The sequence below is a fragment of the Rhodovulum visakhapatnamense genome (assembly GCF_004365965.1).
GTDB classification, from domain to species: Bacteria; Pseudomonadota; Alphaproteobacteria; order Rhodobacterales; family Rhodobacteraceae; genus Rhodovulum; species Rhodovulum visakhapatnamense.
This window is the reverse complement of sequence record NZ_SOEB01000026.1, coordinates 42,164-62,540: the sequence shown is the minus strand read 5'-3', so window position 1 is coordinate 62,540 and position 20,377 is coordinate 42,164. Positions and strand designations below refer to the sequence as shown.

Here is a 20,377-nt window from a genome sequence, read left to right as displayed (position 1 = left end):
TTTCGGGATCGACTTCGTCGCGGGAAGAAACCGCGTCCCCAATCCCGCAACGGGAAAAACCGCCTTCGTTACTTGCCGGTTCATGATCTCACTCGTCCTTTGTCTGAAAGGGTCGGAAAAAAGCGGGGGCCGATGGCTCACCCGGCGAAAAGCGACCAGAGGCCCAGCGCCAGCGCCGTGCCGCCAAGCGCGAGTGCCGCGACCACCATCCGGCGAAGTCCGGCCAGCGGATCGGGTGCGGCCGCCCCGTCGGTCCCGGCCGCGGCCAGTTCCAGCCGGGCCTGCACCAGCTCGATCCGGTCGAGCGCGCGGGCGATGTCCTGCAGGTCGGCCGGGTCGTCATGGCGCGCAAGCGCGCCGCGCAGATCGGCGATTTCGGTGCCAAGCGCCGCGACGCGGGCAAAGACCACCTCCAGCACCCGGCGGTCGGGATCGTCCGAGGGCAGGGCGGCGCCTGTGGCGCGGAGCGCGCCTGCGGTCCCGTCCCCCGTTACGGCGCGAACCGACAGGGTGAAGGCGAGGCCGGGCTCGACCGGCGGATCGAGTTCGACCGAGAAACCATAGCGGCCGGTGCCGATGCCGCCCCGTTCCAGATCGGGCCGGTGCCGGTCGGCGCGGGTCTTGGCGGCAAGCCGTCCTTCGCGGTAGATTTCGACCGCGACGGCAGCCGAGGGATCGGCGCGGTCGATGGCCCATCCGGCGATGCGGCCGGGCGCGGGCAGGTCGTAGACGCCGTTGACCCGGGGCTGCGGGTCGTCGGCGGCGGGCAGGGCGCGGGCGATGTCGGACGCGGCAGTCATGGAATGGGTCTTTCGGAAAGCTGCGGGGTGCCGCTGGCGGGAAGGAGGGAAACGCGATGAGGCGGGGCGCAGGGCGGATCGCGGCGGCGGTGCTGGCGTGGGCCGGGATGGCCGACGCGGGTCCCGCACCGGACCTGGGGTCCGCGCCTCTGCTTTTCGACTGGAGCGCCGAGCGTTGCGGGCGCTGGGACATTCCCGATGCCCCGGCGCGGTTCTGGCGCGACGCGGAGGGGCGCATCCACATGATCGCGGGGTCCGACCAGAGCCGCCAGAGCGTTGGCCAGGCTGCCGACCGGCTGGCGCGGGTCTGTGCGGTGGTGCATCGCGGCGCGGACGATCCCGACCCGGCGGCGCGGAACGACCGGACCTGGGTGTCGTCGATCTTTACCCGCGACGGTCTGCGGATCGAGGCGCTTGGGCATATGGAGTATCAGGGCGACCGGCATCCGGGCGCCTGTGCCGCGGGGCGCTACATGGCCTGCTGGCGGAATGCGGTCGTGGCGCTGGAAAGCCGCGATGGCGGGGAAAGTTTCGCCCGACTGCCCGGCCCGCCGGTTGCGGCGCTGCCCTATCGCTACGATCCCGCCCAGACCCGGCGCAGCGGCTATTTCACGCCCTCGAACATTTTCGAGGCGGACGGGGTCCTGAATGTCTTCGTCTTTGCCGAAGCCTATGACGCGCAGCGCCGGGGCGCCTGCCTGCTGCGCCGAAGGGTCGATGGCGGGCCGGGCGACTGGCGCGCCTGGGACGGGCAAGGGTTTTCGGCGCGCTTCGCCGATCCCTATCGGGGCGCCGTCGCCGACCCCGACGCGCATGTCTGCGCGCCGCTGCCGGGGCTCGACGCCACGCTGAGCTCGGTCGTCTTTCAGCCCGCGACGGGGCGTTTTCTGGCGGTCTCGCCGCGCGTCGGGCGCGATGCCGGGGGCGCCCGCCGGGCGGGGATCTGGGCCTATGTTTCGCGCGATCTTATCCATTGGGACGACCTGGGGCTCTTGGCCGAGGCCCCGCTTTTGTGGGCGCGCGATTGCGGGCAAGGTGCGGCCTATGCCTACCCGTCGCTGGTCGATCCGGACAGCCCGGCCCCGATGCTCGACCGGGTGGACGACCATCTGTGGCTGACCCTCACCCGGATGCGGCTGGAGGCCGACTGCCGGGTGGGGCCGGAACGGGATCTGATCCGGGTGCATGTCAACTGGCCAGCGCAAGCGGGCTCCCGTCCAGAACTTGCAGCATCCGGTCCGGATCGGCCAGATCCTCGGCGCTGAACACCGGTCCCTGAAAGGGGGTCACCGCGCCCGAGGCGGCCATCTCGCCGATCGCGTCGATCGCGCGCTCGATATCGTCGAAGGGCGCGTCGAAGAGGTCGTAGATCGAGAAGCGCCACCATTCCAGCGCCAGAAGCCGTTCGACCACCGGTTCGGGAAAGCGCAGCCGCAACACCCGGCCGGGAGTGCCGACGACGATGGCATAGGGCGGCACATCCTTCACCACCGTCGCCCGGGCGCCGATGATCGCACCGGCGCCGATGGTGATGCCGGACTTGATGAAGGCGCCCTCGCCGATCCAGACATCCGGACCCAGCACGGTCACCGGGCAGCTGCCGGGGAACGGACGCTTGCGCTGCTGGATCGAGGCCGCCTCGTCGCCCGCCATCAGCTGGTCCCAGCCGTTGACCTGCGGAAAATAGGCGGTGCGCGACGAGGTCAGCCAGTCGGTCGGATGTTCGTGCGTGCCGATCACGACGTTCTTGGCGATCGAGCAGTAGCGGCCGATTTCGGCATTGTTGATCTGGCTGCCGCTGAGATTGCAGAAGGCGCCGAGGCGCAGGATCGAGCCGGTCGGGACCGTGGCATGGATCGCGGTCGGACCCTCGACCCAGGAGTTGGGGTGCAGATGTCCGGTCTTGGCGAGGCCCGACAACCGGAGGCCGGCGGCCTGGACTCTGGCCATCTGGGCAGGCGTGAGATTGAGCATCCTTCAATCGTCCCTTCTTGAATTCACAAGGTTGCGCCCGCCGGAGGCGGGCATGCGACAAGGCGGCCTGCAAGGCACGCGCGAGACCCGGATAGCCGGGCTTCATGGTCAGCGCCCCGCGCGGAACGTCCGCAGCCGCGGCCGGTTCGGCGATGGCGGCAAGAACGATCCCGGGGACATGGCGCTCGTCCCGGTTGTCGGGCTGCAAGGCGCAGGCTTCGCGCGCCGCGGATCGTGATCTCGACCGTCAGCCGTTCAATCTCGTGCCCGCATTCAACCGGAAGCGCAGCGGCCCCCCGTGCCGGCGTTTCGGTGTCGGGTGCGGCCGGATCAGCGGCTTCGGGAGAGGTGGTGAAATCTGCCGAGAAAGGCGTGGCGGGATCCGGGAAAGGACGCCCCGCGACCGCCGCCTTCGACGGGCGGAACGCCTCGCAGAAGGTCTTCGCCGCCGCGCGCGCGCGCAGGCCCTTGCCGGGAAAGCCCGCGGAGAGGCTTGCCGCCAGCCGGTCCCGGATCGGCCCATCCTCGGGCGAAATCGCGCCGTTCTCGTCGGCCACCGGGTCGAAGGCGTCGGGCGGGCCGATTTGCCAGTGATCGAGAAAGTCGCGAAGGCGCTGTATCTCGGCATCGGACAGGGGGCGGCTGTGCCAATTTTCGCTGCAGTGGATTTGGGTTCCGCGGACGTTCAGCTCCTTGGCCGCGCTGCCGCTGAAGGGATGCTTGAGGCTGTCGGACCGGTCGGCATCCATCGCATAGGCGGCCAGACCGGTATGGTTGAGGGCGCCGCAGAACGGCGGATAGACAAAGCCGCGCGCCGCCAGCGCCTTGCGATTGGCCGCCAGGAAGGTCTGAAGCGTGGTGGTGCCGATCTTTTCGGTGCCGATTTGCAGAATGGCCTTGCGGGTCATGCGCGGCTCACTCCTCGTTGAAGGCGCGCCGGAAGTGACGCAGGATCGGTTCGAGCAGATAATCGCCCGCCCTTCGTTCACCGATCGTTAAAGTGACCTCGACCGGCATGCCGGCGGTCAGCGCCACGCCGTCAAGCTCGGCCACGCTGTCGGGGTCGAGCGTCACCCGCGCCTCGAAATAGTTCGTGCCGGTCTGCGAGTCCTCGAGCAGGTCGGCCGAGACATAGGATACCTCGCCGGTCACGGTGGGCGCGTCGGACCGCTTGAAGGCGGTCAGCCGCACCTTGGCGGGCACGCCCCGATGCAGCGTGTCGATGGCGTCGGGCGGCAGCTTGACCAGCGCCACAAGCTGGTCGTCGCGGGGCAGGATCTCCATCAGGGGCTGGCCCGATCCCAGCACGGCACCCGGCGTCACGGTGTTGATCTCGACAACCTTTCCGGCCTGCGGCGCGCGCAGGTCGAGCCGCGCGCGCACATCTTCCATGGCGCGGATCTGGCTGTCGAGCGCGGCCAGCCGGGTGCGGGCCTCGGTTTCGCTGGTGGCGATCTCGGCCAGCCGCTGCTGGGTCAGCGCGACCAAATCGGACCGCGCGCGGGCGATGTCCTGACGGGCGGCCTCGACCAGCCCCGCGCTTTCGTCGCGGTCGCCCGCGAGCGAGGCGATGGCTCGGTCCAGATCCAGCAGGTCGCGCTTGGGCGAGGCGCCGCGGCCGACCAGATCGGCCACCATCCGGCGTTCGTCCTCCCAGAGCTGAACCTGCCGCTCGGCCGCCTTGCGCTGGCCCTCTTTGGCGGCGATCTGGCCTTCGAGCTGGGCGATCTGGCGGTTCAGCGAATCGATCTGGGCGCCATGAGCGCGCTGGCGCGCCTCGAACAGCCGCGTGGTCTCGGCGATCTTGTCGGCGCGGATGCAGGTGTCGCAGGGCGGCGCGGTGGCGGGGTCGAGCGGCCGGTCCTCTTCCTCGGCGCCGAGCCGCCAGAGCGCGAAGCGGGTCGCGTCGCGGTCCGAGCGAAGCTGCGCCAGTTTCTCGTCGGTCTGGGTCGGGTCGAGCCGGGCCACGACCTGACCGGCCTCGACCATGTCGCCCGATTGCACCAGCAGCCCGGCGAGGATGCCGCCTTCAAGATGCTCGACCGTCTTGCGTTCGCTGTCGGCATGCAGGACCCCGTGCGAGACCAGCGCCGCATCGAGCCGGGCGGTCATCGCCCAGCCGGTCAGGGTCAGGGTCAGCGCCAGCGCGACGGCCAGCGCCGCCCAGACCACCGGCCAGTAGGAGGGCAGCGGCGGCTCCTCGGGATCGAGATGCAGCACATGGGTCATGACGCGATCTCCCGGCGGCGGCGCGGCGGCAGCGGGCGTTGCGGGGTCAGCGCCTGCATCACCTCTTCGCGCGGGCCGAATTGCACCATCGCTCCGTCCTGCAACCGCAGCAGCCGGTCGGCGCGGTTCAGGATCGACATGCGCTGGGCCACGACGACAACGGTCGCCCCGGCGGCGCGGGCGGTCTCGATGGCGGCGACGAGAGCCGCCTCGCCCTCGGCGTCGAGGTTCGAATTCGGTTCGTCCAGCACGATCAGCCGGGGCGTGCCGATCAGCGCGCGGGCCAGCGCGATGCGCTGGCGCTGGCCGCCGCTCAGCGGGTGGCCGCCGCTGCCCAGAGGCGTCGCATAGCCCTGCGGCAGGCTGCCGATCAGCTCGTGCACCCCGGCGGAACGGGCGGCGCGCACCACCGCGGCCATGTCGTGATCGCCGAACCGGGCGATGTTGTCGCGCACCGTGCCGGTCAGCAGCGTCGGTTCCTGCGGCAGATACCCCACGGCGCGGCCGAAGCTCTCGCGTTCATGGGCGAAAGTGCTTTGCCCGTCGAGATAAAGCCCCCCGGCGCTGGGCTGGGCGATGCCGACGATCAGCCGCGACAGCGAGGACTTTCCCGCGCCCGAGGGGCCGATCACCCCCATCATCATCCCGCTTTCAAGACTGAAATTGATGTTCTGCAGCACCGGCCGGCTACCGCCCCCGGGGGCGAAGTAGCTCAACCGCTCGGCCACCAGCCGACCCGATTCAATCTCGACCGGGGTCACGGAGCGCGCGGCCACGCCGTCGCGGGTGACGCCTTTAAGACGGTCCAGAACGGCGCGCGCCTCAAGCCATTGCTTCCAGCCGGAGGCGGTCTGTTCGAAGGGCAAGAGCAGCCGCCCCGTCAGCACCGTGGCGGCGAAGATCGTCGAGGCCGAGACCCTGTCCTCGATCACCAGATAAGCGGCCGAGCCGATCACCGCGATCTGCAGCACCACGCGCAGGGTCCGGGTCAGCGTCGACAGAAGTCGCGCCAGCTTCGCCCCGCGTTCGGACATCTCGATGGCGCGGTTTTGCGCCGCGCGCCAGCGCCGGGCCAGCGCGGGCAGCATGCCCATGGAAGTGATCAGTTCGGCATGGCGGATCGCCTCGGCGGTCTCGCCATTGACCCGGGCGGTGGCCTGGGTGCCCTCTTTCGAGGGGCCGCGCAGCAAGAGTTCGGTCGCGATGGCCGCGGCCGCCAGCGCCAGCGCGCCGCCAAGCCCGACAAAGCCGTAGACCGGGTGCAACAGAAACAGCGCCAGTAGAAAGACCGGCGCGAAGGCCAGATCGAGCGGCAGCGCCAGCGCCCCCCCGGCCAGGAAGGCGCGCAGTTCCGAGACGTCCTGCATCGCGCCGCTGGCGGCCTGGGGACCTTTGGTCAGGCTCGATTCGATGGCGGCTTCGAAGACCGGCTTGCCCAGCCGCGCGACCGTCCGGTTGGCGAGGATCACGAAGATTCGCTGGCGCATCACGTCCAGCAGGGTCTGGAAGGCCAGAAGCGTCAGCGCGAGGATGGCCAGCGCCGTCAGCGTCTCGACGCTGCCGCTGGACAGCACCCGGGAATAGACCTGGATCGTGAAAAGCGGCAGGCCCAGATGCAGCAGGTTGACGAAAAAGCCGACCGCGCCTGCCGCGACGCCGCCGCGCAGAAGATCGCGCAGCGTCTCGTCGAGACGCCCCGCCGGATCGGCGCGCCGCATCATTCGGCGGCCACCGGTCCGGCGCGCCGGTCGTTCTGGCGGGCCAGCAGCTTGCCGAACAGTTCGGCATGGCGGGCGCCAGCCTCGTCGGCCGTGGTCGGCGGACGGATGCCCGCATGCAGCCGGTCCCAAAGCCGGGGCTGCTGGATCGCCTGGGTCATGGTCTCGGCCAGGCTGTCGGCATTCGAGACCTTGAAATGCAGCCCGTCGACGCCGTGGCGCACCTTTTCGGCCATGCCGCCGATATCCGAAGCGATGATCGGGCGGCCGTGGAAGAAGGATTCCTGGATCACCACGGGGGCGTTTTCCCACCAGGTCGAGGGAATGATCATCCAGTCCGCATCGCGCATCAGGTCGGGCATCTCGTGGCTCTTGTAGGACCCCCGGAACCGCACCCGGCGCCCGGCCTGACGGAACAGATCCTTGACCGAGGCCTGGAAATCCTCGGGCTGGTGTTCGAGATTGCCGCCATAGACGTTGAGGATGCTGTCGCCCCAGACGGGTTCGGGGATGCGGGTGACCGCGTCGATCAGCACCTTGATGCCCTTGAACGGGTTGAGCTGCCCGAAATAGGCAAACCGGTTGCGCCGCCCGCCCGGCGCCAGCGGGCGCAGCGGTGCGGGCGTTCCGGCATCGAGCCCGTTCTCGATCATCACCAGCTTGTCCTGCGGCAGGCCCCAGTCGGCAAAGCGCGACAGCAGGAAATGCGAGGGGCTGACGAAGGCGTCGACCTCGGCGAAGAAGCTCTTGATGAAGGCCTCGCGGCGCAGCAGGTTCGCGGCCCCGATCTCGGGGAAGCACATGCCGCAATCGGAGGGCGTGGCCTTCAGGCACAGCGCATGGGTCTTGGGCTTGATCATCTGGCCGTGATGGGCGCAGATCGGCAGGTATTCGTGCAGCGTGTAGACGATGGGCACATCGCCCAGTGCCCGGCGGATCGACCGGATCGCCTGCACCCCGAAGCCCATCACATGGTGCATGTTGACGACGTCGGGCTTCAGCTCGGCCAGGAAGCGCTCGAAATGCGCCATCAGCCCGCCAACGTCCTTGGACCCCAGATGGAACCAGTCGAAATCGTTCGACCAGAACAGCGATTCATCGGGCGCGCGGTCCATCGCCATCAGCGGCGTGTCGCGATGCGGCATCACCGGGGCGCCGATGCCCGCGAGGTAATGCGAGGTCCAGCCGGGTTGCTGGCGCAGCCCGCGATGCAGGTTGTAGGAGGCCACCTGCGCCCCCCCGATCGAGAAATCGGGATGCGCATGCGAGATGATGAGGGCCTTCATGTGCGGTCTCCCTTGCTGTCGGCCTTCTGCCCGACGGGTGCCAGATGCGGGCCGCCCGCGCGGCGGCGCTGCAATGCGATCAGCGCGGCATCGACCCGGTCGACCAGCTCGCGCCGCGCCGGATCGCCCTGGGGCGGGGCGGCGTCCAGCATCCAGAATTCGGCCGAGGGGTCGCACCAGGGCCGTGCGCCCGAGCGCGCCAGCCGCAGCGTCAGGTCCTGGCCGATGAACCGGTCGCCCCAGAGCCCGCCGCGGAACCCGCCCGCCTGATCGAGCGCGGCCCGGGCGATCAGCGCGATCTCGGCCGGGATCGCGGCAGCCGGGCGGGGCGCGCCATCGGCGATGCGGTGCCGCTCGAACCCGACCAGCGCGCAGACCGCGCCGCGGGGCGGCGTCGCAGCCTCGCTGCCGCCGAAATAGACCGATCCGTCCTCGTAGCAGAGCATCGGCGAGACGACGGCCGCGCCCGGAAGCCCGGCCGCGCCCGCACGCAGCCGGTCGAGCCAGCCCGGAGATTTGGGCAGGACCGAGGTTTGCCACACCAGGATCTCGGGCGCGTCCGAGGCCGCGGCCCCGGCATCGAGCCGGCCCGCCAGCGTCTCGTGATCGGGCACCAGCACCAGCGCCCCGGTCAGCCCGAAGAAGCGGAACTGATGGTCGAGTTCCTCGGCCAGCCGGGCCGCGCCCTCACGCCCGGCGACCAGGATCAGGTCAAGCTCGGATGCCTCGGGCTGGCCCGCGAGGCAGGCCATGACCGGATGCAGATGGGCCAGATCGGTGACCGGCATGACGGCGGCGACGGTGCGCCCGGCGGGGCCGCCCGCCAGCGGCTGGACCGTCAGGCGGTTTGGCGCGCCGCGCCGGGGCAGGCTGGCGAGGAAGGGCGCCGCGTGGTCCGAGATCAGGCTGCCCAGCGCCGGATCGTGCGGCTGCAGCGCGCTGAAGACCGGATGGGCGGCGCCGGGACCGTCGCAGGGGGTCAGCTCGACCGGCAGGAAGAGGCAGCCGTCGTCCTTCATGACAAGTTCCAGATAGGCTTCGGTGCCGTCCAGCTTTTCGGCCGGGGCCGAAACCGCGCAGACGAAACCGTGCAGCCGTTCGCGCGGGTCGATCAGCCCCTGAAAGCGCGGATCGGGGGCGAAGGCGTCGTTCAGGTCGGGCCGGTCGGTACGGTGCCAGCGGTCATGCAGCGGCGCGTACAGATTGGCCGAGGTCTTCAGGATCACCCGCTCGACCCGGTCCAGCGGATCGAGCAGCCAGCCGGTGACGAAGATCCCGCCCGCGGGCGTGCGCAGGATGCGGTCGATGGCGGCGGTGGTCGGGCCGGGATGTTCGGCAAGCGTGTTCCGCCCGTCGAAGCGCGGCCGGACGATCCGCTTGAAGGGTTCGACCGAGGCGCCCGAGGCCGCCAGCCGGGGCAGCATCGCGCGGACATGCTCGGTGGCGTCGGCGCCGGTGATCGGGGCGGGCGCGTCGGGCACCAGATCGAGCCTGAGAAGCCCGCCTTCGTGTTCGACGAACAGCACCTTGCAGCCGTCGAGGCGCCCGGCCCAGTCCTTGACGAAGATGCAGAAGCCCGCGGCCGGGGCGAGGATGTCGTCGCGGCGGAAGACGGCCGCGACGGCCTCGACGCCCGCGGCCTGACCCAGAAGGCTGAGCGGCCCGGTCAGGCTGCTATGGGCCCAGCCTTGCAGGAAAAGCCCGCCGCAATCGGGGCGCACCACCAGTTCGACGAAGCCGTCGGCCTGCGAGGTCTCGCGCAGAAGATCGGTCTGGAACCGCTGCGCGGCCTCGCTGCCCGAGGCCTCGAACGCCTCGTCGAGAAACTGCACCAGCTCGGCGACCGGCGCGCCGGTCTCGCGCAGATGGGCGGCCAGGGCTGCGGCCTCGGTCGCGACCGAGGCGGGGGTGCCGACCTCTGCGACCGGGGCGCCCGAGGCATCGGTCAGCGCGAAGGGGCCAAGGGTTGCCGCGCCAAGGATGGCCAGCCCGTGCCAGCGCCCGTCCGCCTGCCAGAACCGCGCGGCCCAGGCCGGGGCCGCATCGCCCTCGGGCCGTGCCGCCTCGGGGGCGGGGGCGTCCAGATCCGAAAAGCAGTGAATCGCCAGCGCGCCGCCCGGCAGCACGATCGGCCGGGGCTGCAGGATCGCGAGCGGGGCGGCGGATATGTCTTTCAGGGCGGTCATGCGGGCAGAACCTCGGTCAGCCGGGAATAGTGGTCGAGATGCCAGCGGGCGCTGTCCTCCAGCGTCGGCGGCGGGCGCAGGTTGGCCGACAGCCGCGCCCAGAGTGCCGGATCGGCGGCCACGGCTTCCATCCGGTCGGCCAGCGCCACCGGATCGGCGCGCGGCACGTGCAGTCCGTCAATGCCGTCGCGCACCAGCTCTTTCAGCCCGCCCTGGGCGGTGCAGATCACCGGACGCCCGGCGCGCTGCGCCTCGAGCGCGACCAGCGGCGCGTTCTCGTACCAGAGCGACGGGATCACCACCCAGTCGGCCTCGGCCATCAGCCCGTGCACCTGATCGCGGTCATAGGGGCCCAGATGCCGGGCCAGTGGTGCTGCGGCGGCCAGTCCTTCGGCAAAGGCGGCCTCGGCCTCGGGCGCGGGGTGGTTCAGCCGCCCGTGCAGGGCCAGCCGCAGATCGGCGCCCCGCCCGGCCAGATCGGCGGCCGCCGCCAGCAGGACCCCCACGCCCTTGTGCGGCGCAAGATTGCCGAAATAGGCAAAGCGGTTGGGGCGCGGCCGGGCCGTGGCGGCGGGCGGCGCCAGCGGTGCGACCGCATTCGGCAGCACCGCGATCCGTTCGGCGGGCAGGCCCCAGGCGACGAAGCGGTCGCGCAGGTCGCGGCTGGGCGCCAGGATCGCGTCGATCTGATCGAGGATCGCCAGGAGCCGCGCCTTGCGCAGGGCATGCGCCCCGACCGCGATCTGCGGCAGGCACTGGCGGCAGGCATCGGCCGCGGGCCGGGTGCAGAGCCCGCCGTCGCGGCGCAGCATCAACCCGTCGGCCGGACAGATCGCCTGAAAGTCGTGCAGGGTCAGCACCAGCCGCGCGGCGGGGCGCAGCCGCCGGATCAGCGGCACGATCTCGGCGCCGATCCGGTCGAGCCCGTGCAGGTGCACGATGTCGGGTTCGACCGTCTCCAGCACCCGGGCGACCGCGCCGGTCCAGTCGGTGCCGTCCATCCGCCGCATCGAGAAGGCGTCATAGGCCCCGGTCCGCAGCAGAAGATCGCGGCCGATGCCGTGCAGGCTGCCGGGCCGGACCTCGGGATGCGTGAGCGAGGTCGAGGCGGCAAGAAACCGCGCCGAGATGCCCGGCCGAGCGTCAAGCGTGCGGCACAGGTCATGCGCGGCATGTTCGGTGCCGCCATCGGTGAAGGCGGGGTGGTCGTGGCAGATGACAAGGATCTTCACGGCTGCACCTCGGTGGACAGGATCAGGTCTTCGGCATGGCGGACTGCCTCGGGGCGCGGCAGGGGCGCGGCATGGGCGGTGGCGCAAAGCCCGGGATGAAGCGCGATCCGCGCGGCTTCGTCCTGCCGCAGCGCCGCCGCCAGAAGCGCCATGTCGGCGCCGATGCCGGGCACGCGCAGCGGGCTGGCCAGCAGCCGGGCGCGGGCGGCCGCGTTCAGGCCGAGGCAGGCCTCGGGCAGAAGCCGTGCTGGGTCGGTCCCGGCGGTGAGCCCGTCGCGCAGCGTGCCGTCATGGTTCATCAGGATCGCGCCGCCAAGTGCCGGGCCGGGCCGGTCGAGATCGGCGACCCAGTTGGCCAGCCAGTCGGCGCCCTCGGGCAGGGTGTCCTGCGCCAGCAGGATCGACACCGGCGCCGTCACGGCGGCCAGGATTGCGCGGACCCGCTCGGCCGGCAGCAGATCGCGGCGCGGCAGATCGGCGATCTCGACCCCGATCCCGTGAATCGCATGCAGATCGGCCGCGATCCGGCGCAGCGCCGGCACCGCGTCGGGGTCGCGGTGGTGCAGGATCAGGCCGGTCTCGCTGGCGTCGCCCAGGGTCGCGGCCAGCGCATGGGGATAGTCGAGCGAGCCGTCGAGCGCGACGATCAGGGCGCTGCGTTGCGGCCGCTCGGGCGCCCCGACCGGCAGCAGCTCGGCTGCGATCCGGGGCCGGGCGGGCAGCGCGTCGCCAAGGACGGACGCCAGCACCGGGGCCAGATCGGCGGCGGGCAATGCCTCGAGCACCGGGGGCAGTGTGGCGGGCAGGGCGTCGATCCGCGCGGAGCCTGCACGGGCGCGGTGGCCCGAGCGATAGAGCAGCGAAAGCGCGGCCTCTTCGCCCGGCTCGAACCCGGCGATCCCGGGCAGGAAGCCGACCTGCAACCGCCCCAGCCGGGGGTGATGCAGCGGGCGGCCCAGCGGCAGTTCGGCGGTGGCGTCGCCGCTGGCAAGCGCGATCCCGGTCAACAGCCGCCGCGGGTCGGACAGCGCGAGGATGTAGAACAGCCCATGCGGCGTCGCCATCAGTCGTTCGGCGCGGGCGGTGGGGCGATCGGCCTCGGGGCAGGCGATCTCGGCCAGCAGCGCGGCGGCGCTGTCATCGCGTTCGGACAGCCGCGCCAGCCGGTCGCGCATCCGCTGGCGCAGCCGCGGCGTGCGCCGGGCGAGCCAGGGGCCGAGCGGGCGGCCGGGCTGGCGCCGGGCGGGTCCGGCCAGCCGAAGCGGCGCGTCCGACAGCGCAACCAGCGTGCTGTCGACGGGGAGGCCCTGGGGCAGGAAGACATGCAGCAGCCGCCCGGCGGCCGCGCCGGTGCCCGAGGTCTCGACATCGATCTCGAAGCCCGACAGGCGGCGCACCCGCTGGCGGCTGACCACCACCAGATCGGTGAAGCCGTCCGCGGTCAGGCCGCGCGGCAGCAGATAGCTTGCGACCGCCGCGCTTTGTCCCACCGGGCACCAGGCGCGCAAGGGCAGGCTGGCGGGCGTCAGGCTTTCCAGAAGCTGGGCGATCACATCGCGGAAGCCGTCGACCGAGCCCTTGCCGAACAGCGACAGCCCCGTGGTCAGCAAAAGCCGCAACAGCCGCCGCCCGCCATCGGGCGAGAGCCCGGCCATCAGCGCCAGCGGATCGACCAGCGGCGATTGCAGCGCCATCGGGTCGATCTCGGCCAGCGTCTCGCCGTCGCGCAACACCCGCAGCCCGTCGCGGCAAAGCCGCCGCGCGGGCAGGCCCAGCAGCGTGACATGGCGCTGCCCGCCACCGGCGCGGGCCAGCTGGCTGGCGATCTGCGGCAGGCACAGCACGTCGTCGCCGCTGCGCGCCGAGATCGGGCCCTGGCCGTGCCGGGCGTCGTCGGGCGCGTCAGCGGGACTGTCGAAGAACGCGGCCGCGACGGCATCCGACAGCGGAACCACCTGCAGCCGGTGACGGCGGGCAGGCAGGCCGGGGCGGGGGGCGGGTTCGGCAAACTTGGGAAAGGGGGCGATGGCACTCATGGCAGGGGCGCTGGGTCCGGACGTGGGGGGGCACAGGGTCAGGCAGGGGTACGGACCGGCCCCGGGGGCCGGCCCGCGTCAGTCGGTTCAGACGACGGTAAAGAACTTCGACGGATCCGCCGCCACGTCGTCGTAGGAGACGCCGTAGAGCATCACGCTGTCGCCCTGGCCGAAGTCGATCAGGGTGTTGGCGCCGCCGATATCCATGGCGTAATCGGCCACGCTCGACGCGTCGGTCAGGGTAACGCCGCCCGGCAGCGAGGCCGAGAACTGCACAAGGTCGCCCTCGGTGAAGTCCATCACCACGTCGCCGCCGCCCGAGAAGACGAACAGGTCGTCGCCCGCCCCGCCGATCAGCACGTCGTCGCCCAGGCCGCCGCTGAGCACGTCGTTCCCGGCTTCGCCGTTCAGGACGTCGTCTCCGTCGCCGCCGAGGATCGTATCGTCCCCGTCGCCGCCCTGCAGCAGATCGCCACCGGCGCCGCCGTCGAGCAGGTCGTCGCCAGCGCCGCCATAAAGCTGGTCGCCGCCGGTGCCGCCGAAGAGCTGGTCGTCGCCCGCCCCGCCGTCGAGAACGTCATCGCCCTCGCCGCCGTAAAGCTTGTCGTCGCCAGCCTCGCCGTAGAGGTAGTCCGAACCTTCGTCGCCGTAGAGCGAGTCATTGCCGGTCCCGCCTTCGAGCAGGTCGTCGCCCTCGCCGCCGTAGAGCTTGTCGTTGCCGGCATCGCCGTGCAGCGCGTCGGCCCCTTCGCCGCCATAGAGCATGTCGTCGCCGGTGCCGCCGTAAAGCTGGTCGTCGCCGGAATCGCCGAACAGCATGTCGGTGCCGTCATTCCCGTGAAGGATGTCCGACCCCGACCCGCCCGAGACGACGTCGTCGCCCGAACCGCCCATCAGCATGTCTTCGCCGCTGCCGCCCGAGAGCTGGTCATTGCCCGAGCCCCCCATCAGCAGGTCGTTGCCCGACCCCCCGTCGAGAACGTCGTCGCCGGCGCCCCCGTTCAGGAAATCGTTGCCTTCCTCACCGAACACGGTGTCGTTCCCGTCCCCGGAAAGGGCCGTATCGTCTCCTGCGCCCGCGGCGATCAGATCCGCGGCGGACGTTCCGTAGACAAAGTCATTGAACGCACCACCTGGAATTGTGGCCATAGGTCCCTCCTTGACGTTTGTGTGCGTGTTTCGACCAAGGCCGTGTTGCCGCAATGCAGCTTACCAAATCCTTAACGGACCTCGGGCGGGGGCCGCGGGACTCGGTCAAAATGTGGTAAAAAGTGGCCGTATTTGTTACTTGTCGGGGGTAAGCCATTGACGACGCTGGGTTAGCGCGGTCACATTCCTTAATGCCCGCCGGTGGGCAGAGCGATTGTGCAATTGCAGCAATTTTCGGGATCGGTGTGGCGGCTGTTCACCTTTTGCCCATTGTCACGCCACAGAGCAGGCAAGATGTGCAACCGCTCTAAGACAACCTGCGGTAGGGGCCGATCCCGGCCCGTCCGGACCGCGCGGCGGGGCGCAGATTCTCTGTCCGCCGGACAGGCGGCCGTCGCGGTCTCGCGGCCGGGAGGGTATTTGCCCCCTCCCGCGCGGCCCCGGCTATAGCAGGAAGTCGGCCTCGGTCAGCAGATGCAGCCCGTCGAGACGGATTTCCAGATCGACCTGCCCGTTGCCGCTGATATCCCCGAGGATCACCGTCGTTCCGGGCAGCGAGACGGTATCGACCCGCAACTCGCCCGCCGTTCCGCTGAAGGCTGCCGCCCCGATCAAGGCGAAGCTCTGGTCGCCTGCCAGACCGCTATCGGCATCGACGCCCGAGAGGTCGATCAGGTCCTCGCCGCTCTGGAAATCGGCGATCACGTCGACGGACGAGCCCCGGCTGTGGCTTGCGTTATTGAAGTCGAACACGTCCGCCCCGGCCATCCCGGTCAAGATGTCGGCACCCGCGCCGCCCTCGATCAGATCGGCCCCGGCCGAACCGGTGATGGTGTCGTTGCCGCCCTTGCCGTCGATCCGGGCCACGCCGCTTAGCGCGACGGAGGAAAAATCCATGACATCGGCGCCGTTCAGCCCCACCAGCGTAAAGCCGGTATGGCCGCCCGACGAGATCGTCTCGATGTCGGTCAGCGTCTCGCCGGTGACCGTCATCGCCACCGAATTCGCGATCGCCAGGATCGTGTCCTGGCCGCTGCCGCCGCGGAAGATGTCGGTCCCGGCACCAGCCGCCACCTGGAAGATGTCGTCGCCCGCGCCGCCCTCCAGACTGTCGGCCCCCTTGCCGCCGATAATGGTATCGGCCCCCGCCGTTCCCAGGATGGTGTCGCTGCCCGATCCGCCGTCGATGGTGCCGATGCCGATCAGGGTGCTGGCCGAAAGGTCGATGAGGTTGCCGGCGGCCGAGCCCAGCAGCCGCACGCCGGTATGGCCGCCGGCATCGACGATCTCGACGCCGGTCAGCCCGGAAAGCCCGATGGTGACGTTGTCCGCCAGGGCAAGGATGCGGTCTGCCGTCCCGCTGCCGCCGTCGATCATGTCATAGCCGTTCGACCCGGCTGCATAGAGGAAGGTGTCGTCGCCCGCCTCGCCGTTCAGCACATCATCCCATGCGCCGCCGGTCAGCGTGTCGTTGCCGCTGCCACCGTAGATCAGGTCGTTGCCCGAGCCGCCGTCGATCAGGTCGTTCCCCGCGCCGCCCGACAGCGTGTCATTCGCGCCGCCGCCAGAGATATCGTCATTGCCGTCGCCGCCGAAGATCGTATCGGCTCCGGCGTTCCCCGAAAGGGTGCAGCCTAGGGCGGCGATGCTGGCGTCGATCAGATCGCTGCCGCCGGTGCCGATGACGGTGAAGAGATCCTGTTTGAGGTCGCAGGAGATCGAGGACCCGTCGCTCAGCGTGGCCGTGCTGAGATCGGCCGCAAGGTCGAACGAGACCGCGGTCGCGGTGCGGCCCGTTTCGTCGGCCTCGGAGTAGTCGAGGATCAGGTGATCGGTGCCTCCGGTTCTGGCGATCTGGGCCGAGGCGATGCCGATGCGGATGGTATCGTCGCCGTCGGCCAGCGTGATTTTGGCGAATTCGATGCCTCTGATCCCGCCGTTCTGGCTGATGTCGAGATCGTAGTCGATGCCGTAATAGGGGGCGTTGATTCTCAGGTAGTCGTATCCGGCGCCACCATCGATGTCATCCTGCCCCAGCATGGTCAGGATATAGTCATCGCCGTCGCCGCCATCGAGCAGCGGGCTGCCTTCGCCCCCGATCAGCGTATCGTTCCCCGCTCCGCCGTGAAGCTCGCCGTCGCTATCGCCCGAGTCTAGATAGTCGTCGCCGTCGTCGCCCCAGAGTTCCGAGTCCGAGTAGAGATAGCCGTAGATGCTGTCATTCCCGGCGCCGCCATGCATGATGTCGTAGTCGGAATAGCCGGTGATTTCGTCGTCTCCATCTCCGCCGTAAAGGACCGAGTGCTCGTACCCGCCCCAGATCCTGTCGTTTCCGGCACCGCCATCGACCGTGCCTCCATCGACATCTCCGAGGAATATGGAATCGTTGCCCGAAGAGCCGATGACTTCGACCTTGCGAAAGCCGTAAATCGTGGTATCCGCGACGCTGCCGTCATCCAGCGCGACGGAAATCTCGCCGTCGCTGAAGTTGATCGACGCGGCGCCGCGGCCGGTCATGTCGGTTCCGGAATAATCGACATGGACCATGCCCTGGCCGTCCATTTCGCCAAGCGCGAACCCTGCATGAACGTCGCGATCCACCCCAGAGAGGTAAAGATCGACGCGCTCGAAGCCGCTCCAGGTCACGCCGGTTCCGGCCCCGGTGGTCAGGTCGATGCTCTGGGCGCCGGACACGCCGAGATTGAGGATCAGCGTATCGGTTCCCGCGCCGCCGGTGACCACGTCACCGGTTCCGGCCCAGACTTCGTCATCGCCAGCCCCGCCGTCGATCAGGTCGGCGCCATCGCCGCCCCAAAGATAGTCGTTGCCCGCCCCGCCCAGCAGGGTGTCGTTGTCATCTCCGCCGGAAAGAAAGTCGTCGCCGGACCCGCCGATCACCATCATCCTCTCGACATTGTCGATGTCGAGATGGACGGAATTGTAGGTCGCGGACCAGCCTCCTGCCGTGAAGGAGCCGCTCAGGCCGAAGCTGAGCGCCGAGGCGTCGATGGTCACGGTGTCGATGCCGCCCAGCGCATCGAAGCTCTGGTCGCTGCCGGAGGGAACGATGGTTGCGGTGTCGTCGCCAGTGGTAAACATCGGAAGGCCCCCATGTCAGTGAAATTCTTGAAAATAAAGGAATGTGCCCATTAAAAGACGCGCTCCCCCGGGGATCGGACCGAGGACAGGCTGGACGCGGACGGACGACTCGTAAAAACAATACAATCTTGATTAAACTTAATTAAGCGCGCCCGCGCATTGCGAGTCAACCTGCAATGGGAGGGAAACGTTTTTGAAATCCGGGGCTTTCGGGCGTTAATGAATGTGAACGGAACCGGCGCCTCGGGCGGCGGCGGAAATTCCTCTTGAGGTCAGGACGATGCCCGGGGCTGCGTGGTCGCCGGGGCAGGCTGTGCGGCCGACAGGGCGGTGGGCGACGGGCGATCTGACGCAGGCGGAACGGGTGCGGATGGGGACGGGCGCGTCAGGCACCGAAGGGGGCGGCATAGACCAGCCGCGCCAGCGGCGGGCTGTCGGCCGGGGCGCGCTCGTAAAGCGCGGTCACCTCCAGCGGATAGGGCGAGACAAGGTTTGCGGCCCGGCCCACGGAAAAGCCGAAGCGCGTGTAATAGGCCGGGTCGCCCACCACCACCACCGGCCCCTCGACCACGTCGAGCGCAGCATGGATCAGCCGCCCGCCAAGGCCCAGGCCCTGCGATCCCGGCGCCACCGCGACCGGGGCGAGCGCGTACCAGCCCCTGGGTTCGACCATGTGAACCAGGGCCAGATAGGCGCGGATCTCTTCCTTGTCATTGGCCAGAACCCATTCCCGGGCCATGGCCTTGCCCAGGCGCAACGCCTCGACCAGCCGCGCCTCGTCGGGACGGGCGAAAGCGGCCTCGAGCAGCCGGGCGATTGGGCCGTAATCGGAGGCGGTGGCGGGGCGAATGGTCATGGGGGCGAACCTAGCAAATTCCGGCCCGGCGGACAGTGCCAGACCGGCCGCGCATCTTGACGCAGGCGAAACAGGCCCGTCGGGGGCCGTGGCAGAAACGGAGAAAAGGGGCCGCGCATGGCAGCCCCTTTCCGGTGACCTGACAGGGCCGGTCGGCTTACATCATGCCGCCCATGCCGCCCATGTCGGGCATGCCGCCGCCGGCGGACGCGCCCTTCGGTTCGGGCTTGTCGGCAACCATCGCCTCGGTGGTGATCAGCAGGCCGGCGATCGAGGCCGCATCTTCCAGAGCGGTCCGGGTCACCTTGGCCGGGTCGATCACGCCGAACTTGAACATGTCGCCATATTCTTCGGTCTGGGCGTTGAAGCCGAAGTGGTTGTCGTCGCTTTCGCGGATCTTGCCCGCGACCACGGCGCCGTCGACACCGGCGTTTTCGGCGATCTGACGCAGCGGCGCTTCGAGGGCCTTGCGCACGATGGCGATACCGGCGTGCTGGTCTTCGTTGGAGCCTTCGAGATCGTCGAGCACCTTGGCAGCCTGCACCAGGGCAACGCCGCCGCCGACCACGATGCCTTCCTGCACGGCCGCACGGGTCGCGTTCAGGGCGTCATCGACGCGGTCCTTGCGCTCTTTGACTTCGATTTCGGTCATGCCGCCGACGCGGATGACGGCAACGCCACCGGCCAGCTTCGCGACACGCTCCTGCAGCTTCTCGCGGTCGTAGTCGGACGAGGTTTCCTCGATCTGCTGACGGATCTGGGCCACGCGGGCTTCGATCTCGGCCTTGTCGCCATGGCCGTCGATGATCGTGGTGTCGTCCTTCTTGATCAGGATCTTCTTGGCCTGACCCAGCATGTCGAGCGTCACGTTTTCAAGCTTCATGCCCAGGTCTTCCGAGATCACCTGGCCGCCGGTCAGGATCGCGATGTCCTGCAGCATGGCCTTGCGGCGATCACCGAAGCCCGGCGCCTTGACGGCCGCGATTTTCAGGCCGCCGCGCAGCTTGTTGACCACGAGGGTCGCCAGCGCTTCGCCTTCGACGTCTTCGGCCACGATCAGCAGGGGTTTTTGCGACTGGATCACGGCCTCGAGCAGGGGCACCATCGGCTGCAGCGACGAAAGTTTCTTCTCGTGCAGCAGGATGAAGCAGTCTTCGAGTTCCGCGGTCATCTTGTCGGCGTTGGTCACGAAGTAGGGCGAAAGGTAGCCGCGGTCGAACTGCATGCCTTCGACGACTTCGACTTCGGTGTCCATGCCCTTGTTTTCTTCGACGGTGATGACGCCGTCATTGCCGACCTTCTGCATCGCGTCGGCGATGAAGCGGCCGATATTGGCTTCGCCGTTGGCCGAGATGGTGCCGACCTGGGCAACTTCGTCGGAATCGTTGACCGGACGCGAGGCGGCCTTGATCGCTTCGACGACCTTGGCGGTGGCCATGTCGATGCCACGCTTCAGGTCCATCGGGTTCATGCCGGCGGCAACCGATTTCATGCCTTCGCGCACGATCGCCTGGGCCAGAACGGTGGCGGTGGTGGTGCCGTCGCCGGCCTCGTCATTGGTACGCGAGGCGACTTCTTTCACCATTTGCGCGCCCATGTTCTCGAACTTGTCTTCCAGTTCGATTTCCTTGGCGACGGTGACGCCGTCCTTGGTGATCCGGGGCGCCCCGAAGGATTTGTCGATCACCACGTTGCGGCCTTTCGGGCCCAGGGTGACCTTGACCGCATCGGCGAGGATGTTCACGCCTTTCAGCATGCGGTTGCGAGCGTCGGTGTTGAACTTGACGTCCTTGGCAGCCATGTCGCTTGCTC

Annotated in this window: 14 protein-coding genes; 1 reads left to right on the top strand and 13 read right to left on the bottom strand. The window is 69.4% G+C overall.

The window, feature by feature from the left end; translation table 11 throughout:
- Positions 1-137 precede the first annotated feature (137 nt).
- On the bottom strand, positions 138-800 hold the full coding sequence (locus tag EV657_RS18165) for a hypothetical protein (RefSeq protein ID WP_113668158.1): 663 nt from the start codon (positions 798-800) through the stop codon (positions 138-140).
- A 56-nt stretch (positions 801-856) separates the two neighbouring features.
- Here EV657_RS18165 and EV657_RS18160 point away from each other — a divergent pair, with 56 nt between their 5' ends.
- Positions 857-2,065, top strand: a complete 1,209-nt coding sequence (locus EV657_RS18160) for a hypothetical protein (protein ID WP_134079232.1) — start codon at positions 857-859, stop codon at positions 2,063-2,065.
- Here EV657_RS18160 and EV657_RS22570 read toward each other — a convergent pair.
- From EV657_RS22570 to groL, 12 genes are all read right to left on the bottom strand, one after another.
- Positions 1,989-2,750 carry a CatB-related O-acetyltransferase gene (locus tag EV657_RS22570; RefSeq protein ID WP_202241547.1) on the bottom strand — a complete coding sequence of 254 codons (762 nt, stop codon included), beginning with the start codon at positions 2,748-2,750 and terminating at the stop codon, positions 1,989-1,991. The two genes, EV657_RS18160 and EV657_RS22570, sit on opposite strands and share 77 nt — an antisense overlap.
- A gap of 47 nt (positions 2,751-2,797) precedes the next feature.
- On the bottom strand, positions 2,798-3,763 hold the full coding sequence (locus tag EV657_RS18150; protein ID WP_134079230.1) for a hypothetical protein: 966 nt from the start codon (positions 3,761-3,763) through the stop codon (positions 2,798-2,800).
- Positions 3,690-5,003, bottom strand: a complete 1,314-nt coding sequence (locus tag EV657_RS18145; RefSeq protein ID WP_134079228.1) for an HlyD family type I secretion periplasmic adaptor subunit — start codon at positions 5,001-5,003, stop codon at positions 3,690-3,692. The genes EV657_RS18150 and EV657_RS18145 overlap by 74 nt, the downstream gene beginning before the upstream one ends.
- On the bottom strand, positions 5,000-6,724 hold the full coding sequence (locus EV657_RS18140; RefSeq protein WP_134079227.1) for a type I secretion system permease/ATPase: 1,725 nt from the start codon (positions 6,722-6,724) through the stop codon (positions 5,000-5,002). Before EV657_RS18140 ends, EV657_RS18145 begins: the two co-directional genes overlap by 4 nt.
- Positions 6,721-8,007, bottom strand: coding sequence for a glycosyltransferase family 4 protein (locus tag EV657_RS18135; RefSeq protein ID WP_134079225.1), 1,287 nt, complete (start codon positions 8,005-8,007; stop codon positions 6,721-6,723). The genes EV657_RS18140 and EV657_RS18135 overlap by 4 nt, the downstream gene beginning before the upstream one ends.
- The gene (locus EV657_RS18130; RefSeq protein WP_134079223.1) at positions 8,004-10,193 is read right to left on the bottom strand and encodes a hypothetical protein; all 2,190 of its coding nucleotides are present in this window, start codon (positions 10,191-10,193) and stop codon (positions 8,004-8,006) included. The genes EV657_RS18135 and EV657_RS18130 overlap by 4 nt, the downstream gene beginning before the upstream one ends.
- Complete coding sequence (locus EV657_RS18125) at positions 10,190-11,425, bottom strand: glycosyltransferase (protein WP_134079221.1); 1,236 nt, start codon at positions 11,423-11,425, stop codon at positions 10,190-10,192. Before EV657_RS18125 ends, EV657_RS18130 begins: the two co-directional genes overlap by 4 nt.
- The gene (locus EV657_RS18120) at positions 11,422-13,461 is read right to left on the bottom strand and encodes a hypothetical protein (protein WP_134079220.1); all 2,040 of its coding nucleotides are present in this window, start codon (positions 13,459-13,461) and stop codon (positions 11,422-11,424) included. The genes EV657_RS18125 and EV657_RS18120 overlap by 4 nt, the downstream gene beginning before the upstream one ends.
- Before the next feature lie 87 nt (positions 13,462-13,548).
- Positions 13,549-14,610, bottom strand: a complete 1,062-nt coding sequence (locus EV657_RS18115; protein WP_075787021.1) for a calcium-binding protein — start codon at positions 14,608-14,610, stop codon at positions 13,549-13,551.
- Between the two features lie 444 nt (positions 14,611-15,054).
- Positions 15,055-17,709 carry a calcium-binding protein gene (locus EV657_RS18110; RefSeq protein ID WP_134079218.1) on the bottom strand — a complete coding sequence of 885 codons (2,655 nt, stop codon included), beginning with the start codon at positions 17,707-17,709 and terminating at the stop codon, positions 15,055-15,057.
- Positions 17,710-18,094: 385 nt separating this feature from the next.
- A complete protein-coding gene (locus EV657_RS18105) occupies positions 18,095-18,565 on the bottom strand; it encodes a GNAT family N-acetyltransferase (RefSeq protein ID WP_113668148.1) in 471 nt (156 codons plus the stop codon).
- Between the two features lie 157 nt (positions 18,566-18,722).
- Positions 18,723-20,366, bottom strand: coding sequence for a chaperonin GroEL (groL, locus tag EV657_RS18100; protein WP_075787018.1), 1,644 nt, complete (start codon positions 20,364-20,366; stop codon positions 18,723-18,725).
- Positions 20,367-20,377: the final 11 nt, after the last annotated feature.